Source organism: Xanthomonas sp. LMG 12459, assembly GCF_009192905.1.
Taxonomy (GTDB): domain Bacteria; phylum Pseudomonadota; class Gammaproteobacteria; order Xanthomonadales; family Xanthomonadaceae; genus Xanthomonas_A; species Xanthomonas_A sontii.
This window is the reverse complement of the sequence record NZ_NSGT01000024.1, coordinates 40,700-58,322: the sequence shown is the minus strand read 5'-3', so window position 1 is coordinate 58,322 and position 17,623 is coordinate 40,700. Positions and strand designations below refer to the sequence as shown.

Sequence of the window (17,623 nt, the reverse complement as noted above, 5' to 3'; positions counted from 1 at the left end):
GCAAGCAATACGACTGAATAGGCTCAAGTAGCTGACCGAGACCCGCGCGATGTGCGCCCGTGAGTGCGGCCAACTGGGAGTAGGTTAAAGACTGGCGATGGCGTGCCGCCCACGCCAGCACTGCCCAAATCTGACACGCTCGCTCGGATCTGGTCATGTGTTCATCCTTCGCAGGTTTTGGAGGCGACGGCACAGCGAGCGCCAGCAGTGTGGATTGGCCGCGTACTGGAAATTATGCCAACGCGCGCCGCGCGCGCCAGCGCGGCCGGCGCTCGCCGCGGAACAGCAGCAGGTACAGCCCCACCACCCACACCAGCGCCGCGCTCCAGCCGCCGAGGATGTCGGAGGGGTAATGCACGCCCAGGTACACCCGCGACACGCCGACCAGCAGGGTGAAGCTGCCGGCCAGCCACAGCACCGGCCAGCGCCAGCGGGTACGCCAGCTCAGCGCGATCAGCACCGCCGCCAGGGTCATCGAGCCCATCGCGTGGCCGCTGGGAAAACTGAAGGTGTGGTGTTCCGGCGCGATCGACTCCCACAGGCTGGGCCGGTCGCGCTGGAAGAACTGCTTGGCGCCCATGTTCAGCAGCGCCGAGCCAATGAAGGACAACGCGGCGAACAGCGCCTCGCGCCAGCGGCGCAGGCCCAGCAGCACCAGCACGATCAGCGTGTCCAGCGGGATCACGCCGTACTGATAGCCGGCCTCGGTGACCACGGTGAAGAAGCGGTCCCAACCCGGGCTGGTCAGGCCGCGCATGCTCCACAGCAGCGGCTCGTCGAAATACAGGTCTTCCAGCGCATGCACTTCGTCGGCGAGGGCCACGAACACGCCCAATGGCAGCAGGACTCCGGCGAACAGCAGCACCACGCGCCAGGCATTGAGCCGCAGCCAGCGGCGCAGGCCGGCCGCTTCGGCGGCGGACTCACCCGGTGCGGCGGACATAGGTGCGTTCGACGTACTCGTCGATCAACGCCACGAACTCGTGGGCGATGTTCTCGCCACGCAGGGTCACCTTCTTCTCGCCGTCGATGAATACCGGCGCGGCCGGCGCTTCGCCGGTGCCCGGCAGCGAGATGCCGATGTTGGCGTGGCGCGACTCGCCCGGCCCGTTGACCACGCAGCCCATCACCGCCAGGGTCATGCTCTCGGCGCCGGGATGGGTCACCTTCCACTCCGGCATCTTCGCGCGGACGTGGTTCTGCACCACCTTGGCCAGCTCCTGGAAGAACTCGGAGGTGGTGCGGCCACAACCCGGGCAGGCGGTGACCAGCGGAGTGAAGGCGCGCTGGCCGGTGGTCTGCAGCAGTTCCTGGGCGACGATCACTTCCTGCGTGCGCGACTGCCCCGGCTCGGGGGTCAGCGAGATGCGGATGGTGTCGCCGATGCCTTCCTGCAGCAGCACGGCCAACGCCGCGCTGGAGGCGACGATGCCCTTGCTGCCGATGCCGGCCTCGGTCAGGCCCAGGTGCAGGGCGAAGTCCGAGCGCTGCGCCAGGTCGCGGTACACCGCGATCAACTCCTGCACGCCGCTGACCTTGCAGCTGAGCACGATACGGTCGCGACCCAGGCCCAGCTCCACCGCGCGCTCGGCCGAATCCAGCGCCGAGCGGATCAACGCCTCGCGCAGCACCCGGCCGGCATCCCACGGCACTTCGCGCCGCGAATTCTCGTCCATCAGCTGCGCCGCCAGCGCCTGGTCCAGCGAACCCCAGTTGGCGCCGATGCGCACCGGCTTGTCGTACTTCAGCGCGAACTCGATCAGCTGCGCGAACTGGGTGTCCTTCTTCTTGCCGAAGCCGACGTTGCCGGGATTGATCCGGTACTTGGCCAGCGCCTCGGCACAGGCCGGCTCCGCCGCCAGCAGTTGATGGCCGTTGTAGTGGAAGTCGCCGATCAGCGGCACCTCGATGCCCATCATCCGCAGCTTGTCGACGATGCGCGGGATCGCAGCGGCCGACTCGGGATTGTTGACGGTCAGGCGCACCAGTTCCGAGCCGGCGCGCCACAGTTCGGCCACCTGCTTGACCGAGGAGGCGACGTCGGCGGTGTCGGTATTGGTCATCGACTGCACCACCACCGGCTTGCCGCCGCCCATGGTGACGCCGCCGATGCGGACCGGCTGGGTGAGACGGCGCGCCCAGGGCGCGGCATCGGCGGGGGGCGGGGGGCGGCTGACGGCATCGTACATGCGCCCATTTTAGCCTGCGCGGCCGCTCCTGCCGCACGCGCCGGCACCGCCGATTCAGCCAGGCGGCACCGCTGCGACGGTTTGTCGCAGGCAGCCCCCGGGTCCAGCGCATACGATGCGCAGCATGGATTCCACCGATGCCTCCTTCCTGCGCACCCTGTGCAGCCTGCGCTGGCTGGCCACCGCCGGCCAGGCCGCGACGATCCTGGTGGCGACCTGGCCGCTGCAGTTGCCGCTGCCGCAGGCGCCGCTGTGGGCCGGCGTGGCGGTGCTGGCGCTGTTCAACCTGTACGCGCAGCTGCGCCTGCGCCATGCCGACTCGGCCGCGCCGGCCACCGCCTTCGGCCACATCCTGGTCGACGTGACCGTGCTGACCTGGATGGTCGGCTGGAGCGGCGGCATCGGCAACGCCTTCGGCTCGCTGTTCCTGGTGCTGATCGCGCTGGCGGTGCTGGCCCTGCCGCTGCGCTGGGCGCTGGCGGTGGCGCTGGCCTGCGTGGCCGGCTATGCGGTCAGCGCGCTGTTCGGCCTGCCGCTGCCGCATGGCCCCTACCAGGCGCTGGACCTGCAGCGTTGGGGCATGGCCGCCAACTTCCTGCTGTCCACGGTGGTGGTGCTGGTGTTCTCCACCCGCCTGGCGATGGCCATGCGCGAGCGCGAACGCGAGCTGGCGCTGCTGCGCGAGCGCTTCACCCGCAACGAGGGCATCGTCGCCCTGGCCACCCATGCCGCGTCGGTGGCGCACGAGCTGAACACACCGCTGGCGACGATGACCCTGCTCACCGACGACATCGCCGAACAGAGTACCCAGCCGGAGCTGCGCGAGGACCTGGACACCCTGCGCGAACTGCTGGTGCAGTGCCGCGAACGGGTGCTGGCGCTGGCCGCACCGGCGCAGCGCGCCGGCGGGCAGACGGTGTCGCTGGCGCAGGTACTGCACCAGTGGCAACTGGTGCGGCCGACCGTGCGGCTGCGCCGCAACGACGACGCGCCGCTGCAGTTGCGGATGGAAAGCGCCATCGGCCATCTGCTGCAGGTCTTGCTGAACAACGCCGCCGACGCCGGCGAACGCGCCGGCCACCCCCAGGTGGACCTGAACGTGCGGGTCACCGGCAGCGAACTGGTCGGCGAGGTGCGCGACTACGGCGGCGGCTTCGACGCCAACCAGGTCGGCCTGCCGGCCACTCTGTTCCGCAGCGGCAAGCCCGAAAGCATGGGCGTGGGCCTGGCGCTGTCGCATGCGACCATCGAACGCCTGGGCGGTGAGTTGTGGACCGAGCCGGCGCCGGACCACGGCGCCCGGGTCGGCTTCCGCCTGCCGCTGCTCGCCCTGGAGACCTCCGCATGAACACCGACACCCCGCTGGGCCTGCTGGTCGACGACGATCCGCTGTACCTGCGCACCCTGCAGCGCACCCTCGCCCGCCGCGGCCTGGAGACGCGCACCGCCGACAGCGCCGCCGCCGCACTGGCGCTGGCCGCCGAGGCGCCGCCGGACTACGCACTGATCGACCTCAAGCTCGGCGACGAATCCGGCCTGGCGCTGATCCAGCCGCTGCGCGCGATCCGCGCCGACATGCGCATCCTGCTGGTCACCGGCTACGCCAGCATCGCCACCGCGGTGGAGGCGATCAAGCTCGGCGCCGACGACTACCTGCCCAAGCCGGCCACGGTGCCGATGATCCTGCGTGCGATCGGCCTGGAGGCCGAGGAGGACGACGACGAGGACGGCAGCGACGTGCCGGATGCGATGACCCCGCTCAGCCGCCTGCAGTGGGAGCACATCCAGCAGGCCATGCACGAGACCGGCGGCAACGTCTCCGCCGCCGCGCGCCTGCTCGGCATGCACCGCCGCTCGCTGCAGCGCAAGCTGGCCAAGCGGCCCAGCCCGCAGCGCGATCCGCCGCGCTAAGGCGGGCGGCGCGGCGCGGTGGCCTGAACCGCCCGTCCGGCTGGCGCTCAAGTCCCCTGGTACCGGGCCGATAACCCGGCATGCTGAAGTCTCCCCCACCCGCCTTGCTGGACGAGCCGCAACGGCTCAGCGCCCTGCGCCAGCTGTGTCTGCTGGACACGCCGGCCGACCAGGTCTTCGATCTGGTCACGCAGTTGGCGTCCCGCTACCTGCGGGTGCCGATCGCGCTGGTCTCGCTGATCGACGAACAGCGCCAGTGGTTCAAGTCCCGGGTCGGCCTGGAGGTTCCGCAGACGCCGCGCAGCCAGGCGTTCTGCGCCTACGCGATCCACAGCCCGGAACTGATGGTGGTGCCCGATGCCCGCCAGGATCCGCGTTTCCGCGACAACCCGCTGGTCACCGGCCCGCCGTTCATCCGCTTCTACGCCGGCGCGCCGCTGCTGATGGCCGATGGCGCCAGCCTGGGTACGCTGTGCGTGATCGACAGCGAGCCGCGCCACGAGTTCGACGAGGTGGCGCGCCGCACCCTGCAGGACCTGCGCGACCTGCTGATGGTGCGCATCGACACCCTGCGCAACAGCGGCTTCGTCGATGCGCTGACCGGCCTGCCCAACCGCAGCCGCTTCAACGACGACCTGACCATGTGGCTGTCGCTGCAGACCGCCGACCACCACGACACCGCAGTGGCGATCGACGTATGCGGCATCGACTATTTCCGCGACATGGTCAAGGCGCTGGGCTGGGAGTACGCAGAAGGTTACCTGCTGGCCGCGCGCGACCGCCTGCGCAAGGCCCTGGGCACCCTGCCGCTGTACCGCATCGACACCACCAGCTTCGTGTTCATCATGGAAGGCAGCGACACCGCGCATCTGGAGTACTGGTGCGAGCACGTCTGCGACGCCTTCGCCGCGGCGATCGACCACCAGGGCATTCCGCATGCGGCCAGTCCCTCGCTGGGCGCGGTGCGCCTGGACGGGGCGCTCAGCGCCAACCATACGGTGCGCTCGCTGACCACTGCGGTGGACATGGCGCGCCAGCGCGGGCAGCGCTGGAGCCTGTACGAGCGCAACCACGACGCCAACCAGCGCAACGCCTTCCGCATCCTGGCCGCCTTGCCCGAGGCGCTGGAGGCGCAGGGCCAGCTGAGCCTGCACTACCAGCCGCGGGTGAGCCTGCGCAGCGGCGAATGCGTCGGCGTGGAAGCGCTGCTGCGTTGGCAGCATCCGCTGCTGGGCACGGTGGCGCCGAACGACTTCATCCCGCTGGCGGAAAAGACCGCACTGATGAGCCGCATCACCGCCTGGGTGCTGCGCACCGGCATCGCCCAGGCGGCGCTGTGGCAGCAGCGCGGCTATCGCTTCAGCGTCTCGCTGAACGTGTCGGCGGTGGATCTGGAGCAGGTCGACTTCATCGTCCGCCTGCAGGCGCTGCTGCAGCAGCACGCGCTGGCGCCCGGCGCGCTGGAGATCGAATTCACCGAAAGCGCGATGATCCGCGATCCGCAGCGGGTCGCCGAACAGCTGCAGCAGATCAGCGCGCTCGGGGTGAAGATCGCCATCGACGACTTCGGCACCGGCTACAGCAACCTCGGTTACCTGAAGAACATCCCGGCCAGCGCGCTGAAGATCGACCAGTCGTTCATCCGCGCCCTGCCCGGCAGCCGCAGCGACGGCATGCTGGTGCCGTCGATGATCCATCTCGGCCACGACTTCGGCCAGCAGGTGGTGGCCGAAGGCATCGAGAGCGAAACCGTGTACCGGATGCTGCGCGAGTGGGGCTGCGACGAAGGCCAGGGCTACTGGATCGCGCGGCCGATGCCGGCCGAGGCGCTCGACGCCTGGCTGGCCGAGCCGTGGCAGGGCAGCGACGCCTGAGCGCACCGCGCCACGGCCGGCCCGTGGCTCACCAGAACACCGCGTACAGCGTCACCAGGATCGCGATCACCACGGCGGCGCCGAGCTTGAAGCCCAGCGTGGTGCCGTAGCGCACATCGTCGGTGCGGATCAGGTCGCGCGCCGGCGCAAGCGGGGTGAGCAGCGACACCACCACCGCCGCCACCAGCGACAGCACGAACACCAGGCCGATGCGGTCCATGAACGGCAGTTCCGGCCACAGCTTCTTCAGCGCGAACGACAGCAGCACCGAACCGATCGCCGCGGTCAGCGCGCCGGCCTCGTTGGCGCGCTTCCAGAACAGGCCAAGCATGAAGATCACCACCACGCCCGGGGTGAAGAAGCCGGTGAATTCCTGGATGAACTGGAAGCCCTGGTCGAAATTGCCCAGCAGCGGCCGCGCGGTGAGGATGCCGATCAGCACCGAGGTCACCGCGGCCACGCGGCCGACCCGCACCAGCTGCGGCTGGTCGGCCTGCGGGCGGAACTTGGCGTAGAAGTCCAGGGTGAAGATGGTCGCCACCGAATTGATCTTGGACGCCAGCGAGGCCACGATCGCCGCCACCAGCGCGGCGAACACCAGGCCGAGGATGCCGCTGGGCAGCAACTGCATCATGGTCGGATAGGCCTGGTCGGGCTTGGCCAGGTCCGGCGCCAGCACCACCGCGGCGATGCCCGGCACCACCACCACCACCGGCATCAGCAGCTTCAGGAACGCGGCGAACACCATGCCCTTCTGCGCCTCGCCGATGTTCTTGGCCGCCAGCGCACGCTGGATGATGTACTGGTTGAAGCCCCAGTAGCTGATGTTCATCACCCACAGGCCGCCGATCAGCACGCTCAGGCCCGGCAGATCCTTGTAGAACGGGTTGTCCTTGGACAGGATCATGTGGAAGTGCTCGGGGTGCGCGTTCCACAGATGCCGGAAGCCGGCGAGCACGCCGGCGCCGTCGCCGATCCGCGACAGGGTCAGACCGGCGACCAGCAGGCCGCCCAGCACCAGCAGCGTGACCTGGACGATGTCGGTCAGCGCCACCGCCTTCAGCCCGCCGTACAGCTGGTACACCAGCGCGAACACGCCGATCAGCGCCAGCGCCAGGTTCTGGTCCATGCCGGTGACCTGGCTCACCGCGATCGAGCCCAGCCACAGGATCGAGGTCAGGTTGACGAACACGTACAGCAGCAGCCAGAACACCGCCATCAGCGTGCGGATCCACTTGCCGTAGCGCTGCTCCAGGAACTGCGGCATGGTGTAGATGCCGTTGCGCAGGAAGATCGGCAGGAAGAACTTGCCGACGATCAGCAGGGTCAGCGCCGCCATCCACTCGTAGGAGGCGATCGCCAGACCGATCGCGTAACCGGAACCGGCCATGCCGATGATCTGCTCGGCGGAAATGTTCGCCGCGATCAGCGAGGCGCCGATCGCCCACCACGGCAGGGTCTTGCTGGCCAGGAAGTAGTCCTCGGCACTCTTGCGGTGCCCGGCCTTCTCCCGCGACACCCATTGCGCGAGCAGGAAGATGCCCGCCAGGTAGACCACCACGATCGCCACATCCAACGTCGCCAACCCCACTGCCTTCTCCTACGGGCCGCAGCCCTGTCGCACCGTTGTCCATGACGCCGCCCGCGTGGGCGGCGCCGCTCGTTCGATCAACCCATTCGCCGCCTGCGCCGCCGCTCAGTGCAGCGGGCAGTCGACCACGCTCTGCGCCTCGTTGCTGCTGCCCAGGGCGATCCGCGACAGCGACAGATCCAGCGCGCCGTCGCTCTCGATCAGCGGCAGGCGCTCGAGCCGGGTCAGGTCGGCACCGGCCACCGCGAAGCACTTCAGCGGCACGCCGAGGGTGCGCCACTCGCCTTTGGGCAGCGCAGCCAAGGCCTTGCCCAGATCCACGCGCGCGCCGCAGTCGTGGCCGCAGGCCACGCCGATGCGCGCGGCTGCGTTGGGCGCCGCGTCCACCTTCAACGTCAGGATCAGTTGCACGTCGCCATTGCTCTCGCGCGAGACGTCCAGCGGCTTGGGCAACACCAGCGCCAAGCCGGACTTGCCGCTGCCGGACCAGACGAAGCGGCGCGCATCCTCCTGCGCCTTGTGGTCGATCGCGGTGACCTTCAGCGATCCGTCGGCCAGTGCCGCCGGGAAGGTCGCCGCCGGCAGATTGGCCTGCGTGCCGCCGAACAGGATCAGGTTGATGCCCGCCGCCGGCTTGCCGCGGTCCAGGTACACCCCGCCCACCGCCTGCGCGCCGGACACGCCCGACACCTCGGACAAGCGGCTCAGATCGCCCTTGTCCTCGTAGGTGAGGCCGTAGCCGAAAGCGAACTGCGGGCTGTAGTTCTTCTGCCCGACGTTGTTGGCGAACTGCACCGCGGTGCGCGGCCAGGAGAAGCTCAGCTTGCCGTGGAAGTCGTACTGCACACCGCCGTCCGGCTTGCGCAGCAGCACGTCGGCGATGCCGGCGCCTTCCGAACCCGGCAACCAGGCCGCGACGAAGGCGTCGGCGGCGTTGATCTCGCGGTTCACCCACAGCGGCCGCCCGCTCAGGAACACCGCCACCACCGGGATGCCCTGGGCCTTGAGCGACTTGATGAGTTCCAGGTCGCTGTCGTCGCCGGGCTTGTACAGCAGCGTGGCGATGTCGCCCTGGAATTCGGCGTAGGGATGCTCGCCGAACACCACCACCGCCACGTCCGGCTTGCTGGTGAACTTGCCGTCCACCGCCAGCTCGGCACTGCCGCCGGCGGCGCCGACCTGCTGCTGCAGGCCCTCCCAGATGGTGGTGCCGTTGGGGTAGTCGGCGCGCTTGGTGCCGGTGCCCTGCCAGTTGAGGGTCCAGCCGCCGGCCTGCTTGCCCATGTCGTTGGCGCCGTCGCCGGCCACCAGAAGCTTGAGCTGCGGCTTCAGCGGAAGCAGCTGGCCCTGGTTCTTCAGCAGCACCAGCGATTCGCGCACCGCCTGCCGCGCCACCGCGCGGTGTTCGGGCGCGCCGAGCAGCTCGAACTTGCCGCCGAGCGGACGCTGCGACGGCTTGCCGGCCTCGAACAGGCCCAGGCGCAGCTTCACCCGCAGGATGCGCCGCACCGCATCGTCCAGCCGCGCCATCGGGATCTGCCCCGACTTCACCGCCTTCAGCGCGTTCTCGTAGACGCCCTTCCAGCTGTCCGGGGCCATCAGCATGTCCACGCCGGCGTTGAACGCGGCCGGGCAATCGTCGTTGCGGCAGCCGGGCACCTGACCATGGCCGTTCCAGTCGCCGACCACGAAGCCGCCGAAATGCATCTGCCCCTTCAGCACGTCGGTCAGCATGACCTTGTTGCCGTGCATCTTGACCCCGTTGACGCTGTTGAACGAGGCCATCACCGTTTGCGCCCCCGCCGCGATCGCCGGCGGATAGCCGGCGCCGTGGATGTCGCGCAGCTGCTGCTCGCTGATCCGGGTATCGCCCTGGTCTTTGCCGTCGGTTGTGCCCCCATCGCCGAGGAAGTGCTTGACCGAGGAGATCACGTGCGACCCGTCCAGGAAACCCGGCGTGCCGGGCACGCCCTGCAGCCCCTCGACCACCTTGCCGGCGAAGCTGGCCACCACCTCGGGCGACTCCGAATAGCCTTCGTAAGTGCGGCCCCAGCGGTCGTCCTGCGGCACCGCCACGGTCGGGGCGAAGGTCCATTCCATGCCGGTGGTGCGCGTCTCGGCGGCGGTGATCTCGCCGATCTTGCGCATCAGCTCCGGGTCGCGGGTCGCGCCCAGGCCGATGTTGTGCGGGAACAGCGTGGCGCCGACGATGTTGCTCTGACCGTGCACCGCGTCGATGCCGAAGATGATCGGGATCGCAGGTCCGGCACCGTCGGTCTGCATCGACGCCGTGTAGTAGGCATCGGCCAGCGCCAGCCACTGCGCCGGGCTGGCATCGTACTTGCCGCCGGGATCGGAATTGCCGCCGGCCAGCACCGAGCCGATGTGGTACTTGCGCACGTCCTCCGGGGTCATGCTGCCGATGTCGCCCTGCACGGTCTGCCCGACCTTCTGCTCCGCCGACATCTGCGCCATCAGCTTGGTGATGCGCGCCTCCAGCGCCGGATCCTCCTTCAACGGCCAGGCCGGCGACGGCCACCGGTCCGGATGGATCGGCGGCGGCGGCGCGGCCGCCGGTGCGACCGGCACGGAGCGACCGGGAACGGCGGCGGCCAACGCCAGCAGGCCAAGCGCAGCGGCCGCGGCCAGCGCCGTGCGAAGCGGCGCGCGCGCGCCAGCGGTCTGTGTGTGCAAGAGACTCCCTCCCAGGAACGGCGAACGCATGCCATGTCGCGGCCGGACCGCACACGCCGAGGTGCGGCCGGCGCCTACGCTTCCCGAATCGCCCCAAGCCTGTCAACCGCGGCGCGAGGTATGCCTCGATGCCGCACGGATATCGACTGACGCTATAGCGATGGAATACCGGGTTTGCTTGGGGTGACTGGCATGGACTTGTCTTGCTTCACCAGCATAGGCAGCGTCGCTGCGGAGATTTTGCTGCATCGCAGTAGAACCGACATTGCACACTGCGCAGATCTGGGACCGCATACGGACAGATGACGCACCTGATCGCTTGCCAGTTCGATGGCCTTCTTACCCCGTCATGGAGCATGGCCGAATCCGTGACGGTGACGTCTGGTAGGCAATCAATGTCGAACCGAGACGGAGTCGTTCGCCACAGGCCCGCCGGCACAAGGACCATTGCTCCTAGATCGAGGCTCTCAGTCGACAGGCCGCGATAATGTCCTTCCATTGCCCGGAGGCAAGCAATGACGCATCGAGATTGACCAGATGGTCGTTCTTGCGGAACGCGAACGCATACACCTGATCGAAAAAATCTGGAGAAAACAAACTTTCATAGCGATTAAAAGCCCCGTCATACATGCACAGGGAGAACCTGCAACCCTCCGCATCGAACATGCTTGCCAAAGCCCGATGAATTTCTGCAGAGATCACATCCGGAGCAGCCACGACCGTCTCGAGGAGCAATACGCCGTTCGGCCAATCGTCGCCAAGCATCCTGTAAACGGACGCTTCGCTCCGCGAACTGATATCCCGCTTCAGCGTTGCATATGCTCCCTGCAAGGAAGCTGCATCAAAAACACCGTAGCACAGAACGGAGAATGTGCTTGCGCCATAAACCGAGAGGAAATCAACGGCGCGCATAAATGTAAAAATCGAATTTATTCATGACCTATACACCTTCAATCCCAGAAAGGACGATACTGACCGCCTCATTCCCTAGGCCGCCTCAGCAAAGCCAAAATCAATCTCGCCGGACACATACCCACTAGATTTATTGCACGTACAGAGCTCATGCATGCCGAGCTCGATATACACGAGCAGCCAATAATCATTGCAGCCTTTTCCTAAGCCGCCAAGCATTAAAAAATTCAAATACTGTAACAGCAGAAAAAAACAAAGCAAAAAAAAGAAGAAGCTTCGCTAGCCACAATACATTTATAATCCATGCGATAGATGCCGCAACAGCAACAAACAAAATAAGCTTAATTCCACTACGAAAGCGAATCTCTGATTGCCTTATGCGAACCTCAATTCTCATCCCCTATCCTCCACAGCGGCACTACCACCAATAGCCCTAAATCCGAAGCTGACGCATACTGGATCCCCACTAATAAAACGCCCCGAATCTGTAGGGTAGTACCGCACCCGATGGTATAGAGCTCACCCGCATCCTGCTTCGGCTCCGTGTGCTGATAAGGGTGTCTCGCCCCCGCACTTGTTTGGTTTGTCCATCCGTAAGGACATAAGTCATATTGCTGGATCAAGGCCATTGACACGGGTTAATGCGCGCGTACTGTTCATTGTCTGCCACCTTTGAACTTTTTGGATTTTTCCGCCCGCACTGGTCGTGGCCGAAGATATAGACCACTGAAATGTGATCAGCCGGATGTCCATCAATGCAATAAAAATCCTATTTACCAATACCACCTCAGCATTAAAAAATTACGTACACTAGTCTTTTGGTAAAAATGTCATCTTCAAGCTCTCGTAAGTTTCCTTGTCTTGTATGCCGCCCTTCTCAGCAGCCAATTTACCCCAATGCAAGGCCTCGGGACCATTATTGTGCGACACGCAATCAAGGTAATAGTCGCGCATACCTCTAATTGCCATAAGCTCTCCGCCTTCGGCCTTTGAACGACTGGAAACAACATCAAATTTTCTGCAACTCCCATCCCCTGACACGGGAGCCACATTATCCTTAGGGCGATCAGATCTTTCACATGAAACCAAAAGTATAAGAAAAACCACAATCCCAGCCCTCAACATCATGGCCTTACACTCCTATATTCACCTGGATCATTTAAATCCATAGGGCCGTGGATATCGCTTTTATGTCCGTAGCGAGTCGCCAGCGTATCTCTAGTTGTATACCAGACGGACATCGTAGGTGCATCAACTTCCGTACCTCTAATTTTGGATAGACCTGTCATAACATTGACCATACCCGGCAACTCAGGATCCGCGCCAGTATTGCATGCCTTTAGAATTACAGGCTCGTCGTCCTTGCATCCCTCTTGCTTTCTGCGCAATCAGGCGGCCGACCTAGTCGTAGCCGTAGCCGATCTCGCCCAAGGCCGTGCCGTCCGAACTGATCATCCGCATCAAAATCACCCAACATTCCAAAGTTATTGACCTCAGATGATTGGCGACCATTATCCCGGGAGAGCCAGTGGAAAAAAAGCAAAAAACTCAATGCAGAAAAATAACCAAATCCTATTCAGCAAAAAAATAAACTCACCAAAACAGGAAGAGCAACAGCCATAGAAGAAGCCCCGCCTCCCACTACAATCTTTATCCACACTCACATCCGCTTATCACCCAAAACTAACCAACCTTGTTAAATATGAAAATATTATCATTCCATAACTTAGAGAAATACTCCAAAGGAAATTGCAAATCCGGGTGACTACCATCATCAAAAATTAGTCGCCACCAAGGAGTTAGGTATGCAACAGACGCAACCGGTACGCCGTTATTAATAACACTCAATTTTGAAATAAAGATATTTCGAACGCAATGCACCTCAACTCCACACCCAATTTTAAAAACCAATCCACCAACGTCGATAAATTTAAATCCATCATCTTCAAAAATATTATGCACTTTGGGTCACGCAATATTTTCTCCCAATCAACAAGCCAACCCGCTACATTCAAGCTCTTACCACCTGATGCAAAAAAATTTAACTCCCCACCGCTGTAGACAAAGACATCCTGCTCTAGCGGATCGTAAACCCTATAGCGACGAACCAGTATTTTATTGGCCACAACCACAATTACCTCCAATTCTTCCTGCGCGCGTTGCCGAACCCACTAAGCCGCCTCCTACTAAAAGGGATGTCCACCCAATGCTCGTTCTTCCTGCACCAGCAATTATGTCGGCGCTACTTCTTCCTTGCGCCACCAGGCCTTCATATGTGACGGCATGCCAATTTCTCAATGAGTAAGCGAAAGGTCCTCTGAAATAATTCTTCAGCGCGTTTCTTGCGATCACGCTTTCCTCTGCAGACAATCCCAATCTTGGAATCTGATGGGCTTTTGCCACGTAACCCAATCGACTCAGTGGCATAGCTAAACTATAAATAGCTCCGGCGACTTACCCACCAGAATAGTAACCTGAACATTTTTCAACTGCGCCATTAATACCCCATTGATCCCGGATGTAGTTCGTCAACCCAAATGACAACGAGTCGCCAAAACCTGCTACCGCATCTACTACCGGCTGGGGAATTGATGGCAAATCAAAAAGACCTAAAGGATCTCCATACATCAATGGGGAACCATGGACGTAGGAATATGCATTTGCTCCACCGGCCAACCCGATGGGGTCCTCACTAACAAAGTGCCCCAACTCTGGCCGATAGTACCGCGCCCGGTAGTAATAAAACCCGCTCGCATCCCGCTCCCGCCCCGTGTACTGATAGGGGTTGCTGGTCCCTATATTGGCTTGGCTGGTCTGACCGTAAGGGCTGTAATCGTAGCGCTGGATCAAGGCACCACTGGCGTTGGTGAGTGCACGCGTGCTGCCAAGCGCATCGCTCAGGAAGTACGCACGTCCGCTGGCTTCATTGCGCGCATAGCGCTCATCGATCCCAAGCCCGGTCAGGATCGGGTTGACGGTGCCACCCTGGGTTTCCTGCACCGCGTCCAGCCCATCGTACAGATAGCTGATCGTCTGCCCGCCTTCGGTCTTGCTCACTCTTCGACCCAGCGGGTCGTAGCCGAAACTGGCGATGCTCGCCGTTCCCTGTTTGATCTCCACCAACTGGTCGCGCGCATTCCAGACGTAGGTCCTTACGCCATCGGAGAGCAGGTTGCCGTTGGCGTCGTAGCTGAGCGTCTGGCCATCGGCCTGGGTCTGGCACTGCTTGTCGTTGACGCTGGCTGTTGGTGCTGTCGATTAATAAACATTACAACTTCCTCTTAAGTCGCCAGGCATTCCAATATTCAAATAATGCAACAACAAAGAAAAACAAAACAAAAAAATAAGAATTTTTGCCAGCCATAAAACATCCATAACCCAAGCAGCAGACGCCGTGACGGGGAAAAAAAGCAAGTTTAATGCCACTACGAACACGAACTTCTGATTACTTTATTCTAACATCAATTTTCATGCACCTATCCTCCGCAGCCGCAACCACTATTAATAGCCATGGTGACTGGAGTACCGTCTATCCCCAAAACGGAGATTTTTAGCCCCTATTCTGTAGCAACCATCACCGGCAGGAGCCGGCAGGGTGTCAATGAGCGGTTAAACAGCTCAATTTACATACTCGCCTCTCAAGAGTTGATGCCTCCCAAAAACCCTTGGCGACTCAAAATGCCACTGCTGTAAATTTCGCAACCCCTATCCATCGCAAATAATAATCCATAACAAAAACCAAAAATCCACCAAGATTTACTTGAAAAACTCCAAGTCTCGTATTTTGGAATAGCCTTCTGGATCCCAGAAGACCTCAGCCTGCTTCTCAGGCATCTCCAAGGAATGCAACCCTAATGAGTTTATATATCTGGATGAAAAATCAGGATTTATCGCAATGAATTTGTTTAAATTTCTCTCTAAATTACCACTATTTTCATATAAATATTTTGCATAATTTTCACGTTGCCGCAAAAAATCGTCCCTCCTTATATCAATAAAAATAGGATTTGAATTTAAACATATGTACATTCCATAACACAACTCGTCATCCACATTATAATCACCCAGCCTTCCAAAGTCGTTGACCTCAGAGGATATGCGACTAGTTACTTCAGGAGAGAAGCTGGACAGGAAGTAAAAAAAACTCAATGCAGAAAAAAGCAACCAAATTCTATAGCCAGCAAAAATACATACCCCGGCCAAAACAAGAAACGCAATAGATATAGATAGATTCCTGCCTCGCATCATAATCTTCATTTGCACTCACACCCATTCATCATCGCCGTTGGAATGGCGCCATAAATCCCCAACGTGGTAAATTTAAAAATATTGTACGCAATCCCACCATTCGACATGAGGTTATTTAGTCGCCCAGAGACAGGCAAGTAATTCCAACCGGCATTCGACCCACCAGCAGATCGGGGAGTGAACCAATGATGTAGCTCAAAACGTCCACGATAACCTCCCACGCTTCGCACCCTCGCTGATCACACGCCAATCCAGTACTGTCAGTCAAACTAATCGGATTGCCGTTAACATAGGCGTAAGAGTTTAAGCCTCCTGCCAATCCTATTGGATCCTCACTCACGAACCGACCTTGATTGGGAGAGTAGTAACGTGCTCGGTAGTAATAAAGCCCACTCGCATCCCGCTCCCGCCTCGTGTACTGATAGGGATTGCTGGTTCCTGTATTGGCCTGGCTGGTCTGTCCGTAAGGGGGGTAGTCATAGCGCTGAATCAATTCACCATTGGTACTGGTCAGTGCGCGCGTGCTGCCAAGGGCGTCTGTCAGGAAATACGCACGTCCGCTGGCTTCGTTCCGCGCATAACGCTCGTCGATACCAAGTCCGGTCAGGACCGCGTTGACGGTCCCGCCCTGGGTTTCTTGCACCGCATCCAGCCCGTCGTACAGATAGCTGACGGTCTGCCCGCCTTCGGTCTTGCTCACTCTTCGGCCCAGCGGGTCATAGCCGAAGCTGGCGATGCTCGCCGCTCCGTATTTGATTTTCTCGAACAACCGGTCGCGCGCGTTCCAGACTAGGTGTGCACGCCGTTGGAAAGCAAGTTGCCGTTGGTGCCGTAGCGTGGCGCCACTGGCTCTTTTAGATAGCCAAACTTAATAAATACACCTTCAAAAATCACCAAACCACAACAGTCGCGCTATACTTCACAGCAAAATCATAATTTTTCAATACGTCCACCCCTCCCCACCATGACCATGATAGTCACTAGAAATCGCCACCAACCATGACTTCATATCCGCCAAGAAATCAATTGAATTAAAATCAGAAAATTTCCTTTTCTTGAAATCCGCAGAAAGCTGCAAGAAAATCTGTTCCGCCACGTAGTTCATTCGATCATTCATTGACATTGACCCGGCGACCATCAAACGGTAATCCAACATTATATCAGTATACAACTCCCTTTTCTTCCTGTAGAACTTTGATCTTTGAGAGAACTCGAATTCAGGCTCTCTACAAACCATTATTAAACTCAACCTCTCCACTTCCCTCCCATAGAAACTCTGCTCAAAAAAGTCCACGCCCTCCAATAGAACATCAAGAATTCTAGGGATATACGTCTCCCAGTTTGCATCACAAGTCATCCAAATATCCATTTGCATCACCGCCTTATCTTATTACCCGCAGGAAGAATTCCATTTTGCACAGAAAAATTGTCAATCTTCATGCACTATAAGGCCGATGCTTCTATTTTTATCTGCATACTCTGGAACGTATCGAAGACGTCCCGCACCCAACCCATCCAAATAGATTTTTTATTATCGCATCGATGGATTCTGAGTGATCCCAAATTTCCACAATTAACTTTTTATCAAGCCAAGTCATTGACATCGTAGCTGAACGCCTGGCTGTTGGCCCGCGCCTGCCGGTTGCTGTCGTCGAAGCTGTCTGTGAAAGCAGCCTGCAGCTCATAGGAATGAAAATTAAAGGTCTGCCAACACACTAAAGCTAAGATTGCGCGCTAAATTTTTCGCAAAACAAATTTTTAAGCTTCAACTGAACAAAACCATACCCCAATACACTCCAGTTGCCCATATCAATCGGCTTTTCTTTAACTAAAACTTCACGCTCCACCGCCGCGGGATTTGAATCGGACAAATAAACCAACCAAGCCCTATGGGAAATCACTTCTTCTCGAACAAAAACAGGTACTGGCCAATGGACTCGCTCCCATTCTTTCAGACCACCAAGAATAGGCCAGTCACAATTTAGAAGAGCCAGGTCGCCTATCAGCCAACATTTCGAAGCGTCCGACGCCTTGAGATTCTCGACATCCATCAGGGAGGGAAGGGACCGATACAAGTCTCCAAAAAAATAAGCAAGTAAGACACCGCCTTGTGGCGCGACGCGTGCTACGACACCCACAGAGAAGCAGTTTTTTTCCAATGGTATAGAGAAAACTGAACCCTCTTTATAATTGACGCCTTTCAA

General features: G+C 60.5%; 15 protein-coding genes. 3 read left to right on the top strand and 12 right to left on the bottom strand.

Annotation, left to right across the window (positions count from 1 at the left end; translation table 11 throughout):
• Window positions 1–232: 232 nt before the first annotated feature.
• Window positions 233–943 (bottom strand): phosphatase PAP2 family protein, encoded by a 711-nt coding sequence (locus tag CEK65_RS06445; RefSeq protein ID WP_017915921.1) that lies wholly within the window; start codon window positions 941–943, stop codon window positions 233–235.
• The gene (ispG, locus tag CEK65_RS06440) at window positions 924–2,189 is read right to left on the bottom strand and encodes a flavodoxin-dependent (E)-4-hydroxy-3-methylbut-2-enyl-diphosphate synthase (protein ID WP_148830382.1); all 1,266 of its coding nucleotides are present in this window, start codon (window positions 2,187–2,189) and stop codon (window positions 924–926) included. The genes CEK65_RS06445 and ispG overlap by 20 nt, the downstream gene beginning before the upstream one ends.
• 124 nt (window positions 2,190–2,313) lie before the next feature.
• Between ispG and CEK65_RS06435 the strand changes: the two genes are divergently transcribed.
• The 3 genes from CEK65_RS06435 (at window position 2,314) to CEK65_RS06425 (ending at window position 5,974) form a co-directional block, all read left to right on the top strand.
• Window positions 2,314–3,537, top strand: coding sequence for an ATP-binding protein (locus CEK65_RS06435; protein ID WP_043091040.1), 1,224 nt, complete (start codon window positions 2,314–2,316; stop codon window positions 3,535–3,537).
• Window positions 3,534–4,100, top strand: coding sequence for a response regulator transcription factor (locus CEK65_RS06430; protein WP_017909993.1), 567 nt, complete (start codon window positions 3,534–3,536; stop codon window positions 4,098–4,100). Before CEK65_RS06435 ends, CEK65_RS06430 begins: the two co-directional genes overlap by 4 nt.
• Window positions 4,101–4,180: 80 nt before the next feature.
• Entirely contained in the window at window positions 4,181–5,974 is a 1,794-nt protein-coding gene (locus CEK65_RS06425; protein WP_193314711.1) for a sensor domain-containing phosphodiesterase, read from the top strand.
• Between the two features lie 28 nt (window positions 5,975–6,002).
• On the opposite strand, the gene CEK65_RS06420 is transcribed toward CEK65_RS06425, so the two are convergent.
• From CEK65_RS06420 to CEK65_RS06370, 10 genes are all read right to left on the bottom strand, one after another.
• Window positions 6,003–7,565, bottom strand: a complete 1,563-nt coding sequence (locus CEK65_RS06420) for a sodium/sugar symporter (protein ID WP_152181154.1) — start codon at window positions 7,563–7,565, stop codon at window positions 6,003–6,005.
• 105 nt (window positions 7,566–7,670) lie between these two features.
• The gene (locus tag CEK65_RS06415; protein ID WP_152181153.1) at window positions 7,671–10,289 is read right to left on the bottom strand and encodes an exo 1,3/1,4-beta-D-glucan glucohydrolase; all 2,619 of its coding nucleotides are present in this window, start codon (window positions 10,287–10,289) and stop codon (window positions 7,671–7,673) included.
• 423 nt (window positions 10,290–10,712) lie between these two features.
• Window positions 10,713–11,171: a hypothetical protein gene (locus CEK65_RS06410; RefSeq protein ID WP_152181152.1), complete on the bottom strand. Its 459-nt coding sequence runs from the start codon at window positions 11,169–11,171 to the stop codon at window positions 10,713–10,715.
• Between the two features lie 810 nt (window positions 11,172–11,981).
• Entirely contained in the window at window positions 11,982–12,299 is a 318-nt protein-coding gene (locus tag CEK65_RS06405) for a hypothetical protein (RefSeq protein WP_152181151.1), read from the bottom strand.
• 716 nt (window positions 12,300–13,015) lie between these two features.
• The gene (locus CEK65_RS06395) at window positions 13,016–13,303 is read right to left on the bottom strand and encodes a hypothetical protein (RefSeq protein ID WP_152181150.1); all 288 of its coding nucleotides are present in this window, start codon (window positions 13,301–13,303) and stop codon (window positions 13,016–13,018) included.
• A gap of 322 nt (window positions 13,304–13,625) precedes the next feature.
• Window positions 13,626–14,342 (bottom strand): RHS repeat-associated core domain-containing protein, encoded by a 717-nt coding sequence (locus tag CEK65_RS06390; protein WP_152181149.1) that lies wholly within the window; start codon window positions 14,340–14,342, stop codon window positions 13,626–13,628.
• A gap of 585 nt (window positions 14,343–14,927) precedes the next feature.
• Window positions 14,928–15,434, bottom strand: coding sequence for a hypothetical protein (locus tag CEK65_RS06385; protein WP_152181148.1), 507 nt, complete (start codon window positions 15,432–15,434; stop codon window positions 14,928–14,930).
• Between the two features lie 100 nt (window positions 15,435–15,534).
• A complete protein-coding gene (locus tag CEK65_RS21320) occupies window positions 15,535–16,188 on the bottom strand; it encodes an RHS repeat-associated core domain-containing protein (protein WP_193314709.1) in 654 nt (217 codons plus the stop codon).
• Between the two features lie 171 nt (window positions 16,189–16,359).
• Window positions 16,360–16,794, bottom strand: coding sequence for a hypothetical protein (locus tag CEK65_RS06375; RefSeq protein WP_152181147.1), 435 nt, complete (start codon window positions 16,792–16,794; stop codon window positions 16,360–16,362).
• 346 nt (window positions 16,795–17,140) lie between these two features.
• Window positions 17,141–17,623, bottom strand: coding sequence for an Imm26 family immunity protein (locus CEK65_RS06370; RefSeq protein ID WP_193314708.1), 483 nt, complete (start codon window positions 17,621–17,623; stop codon window positions 17,141–17,143).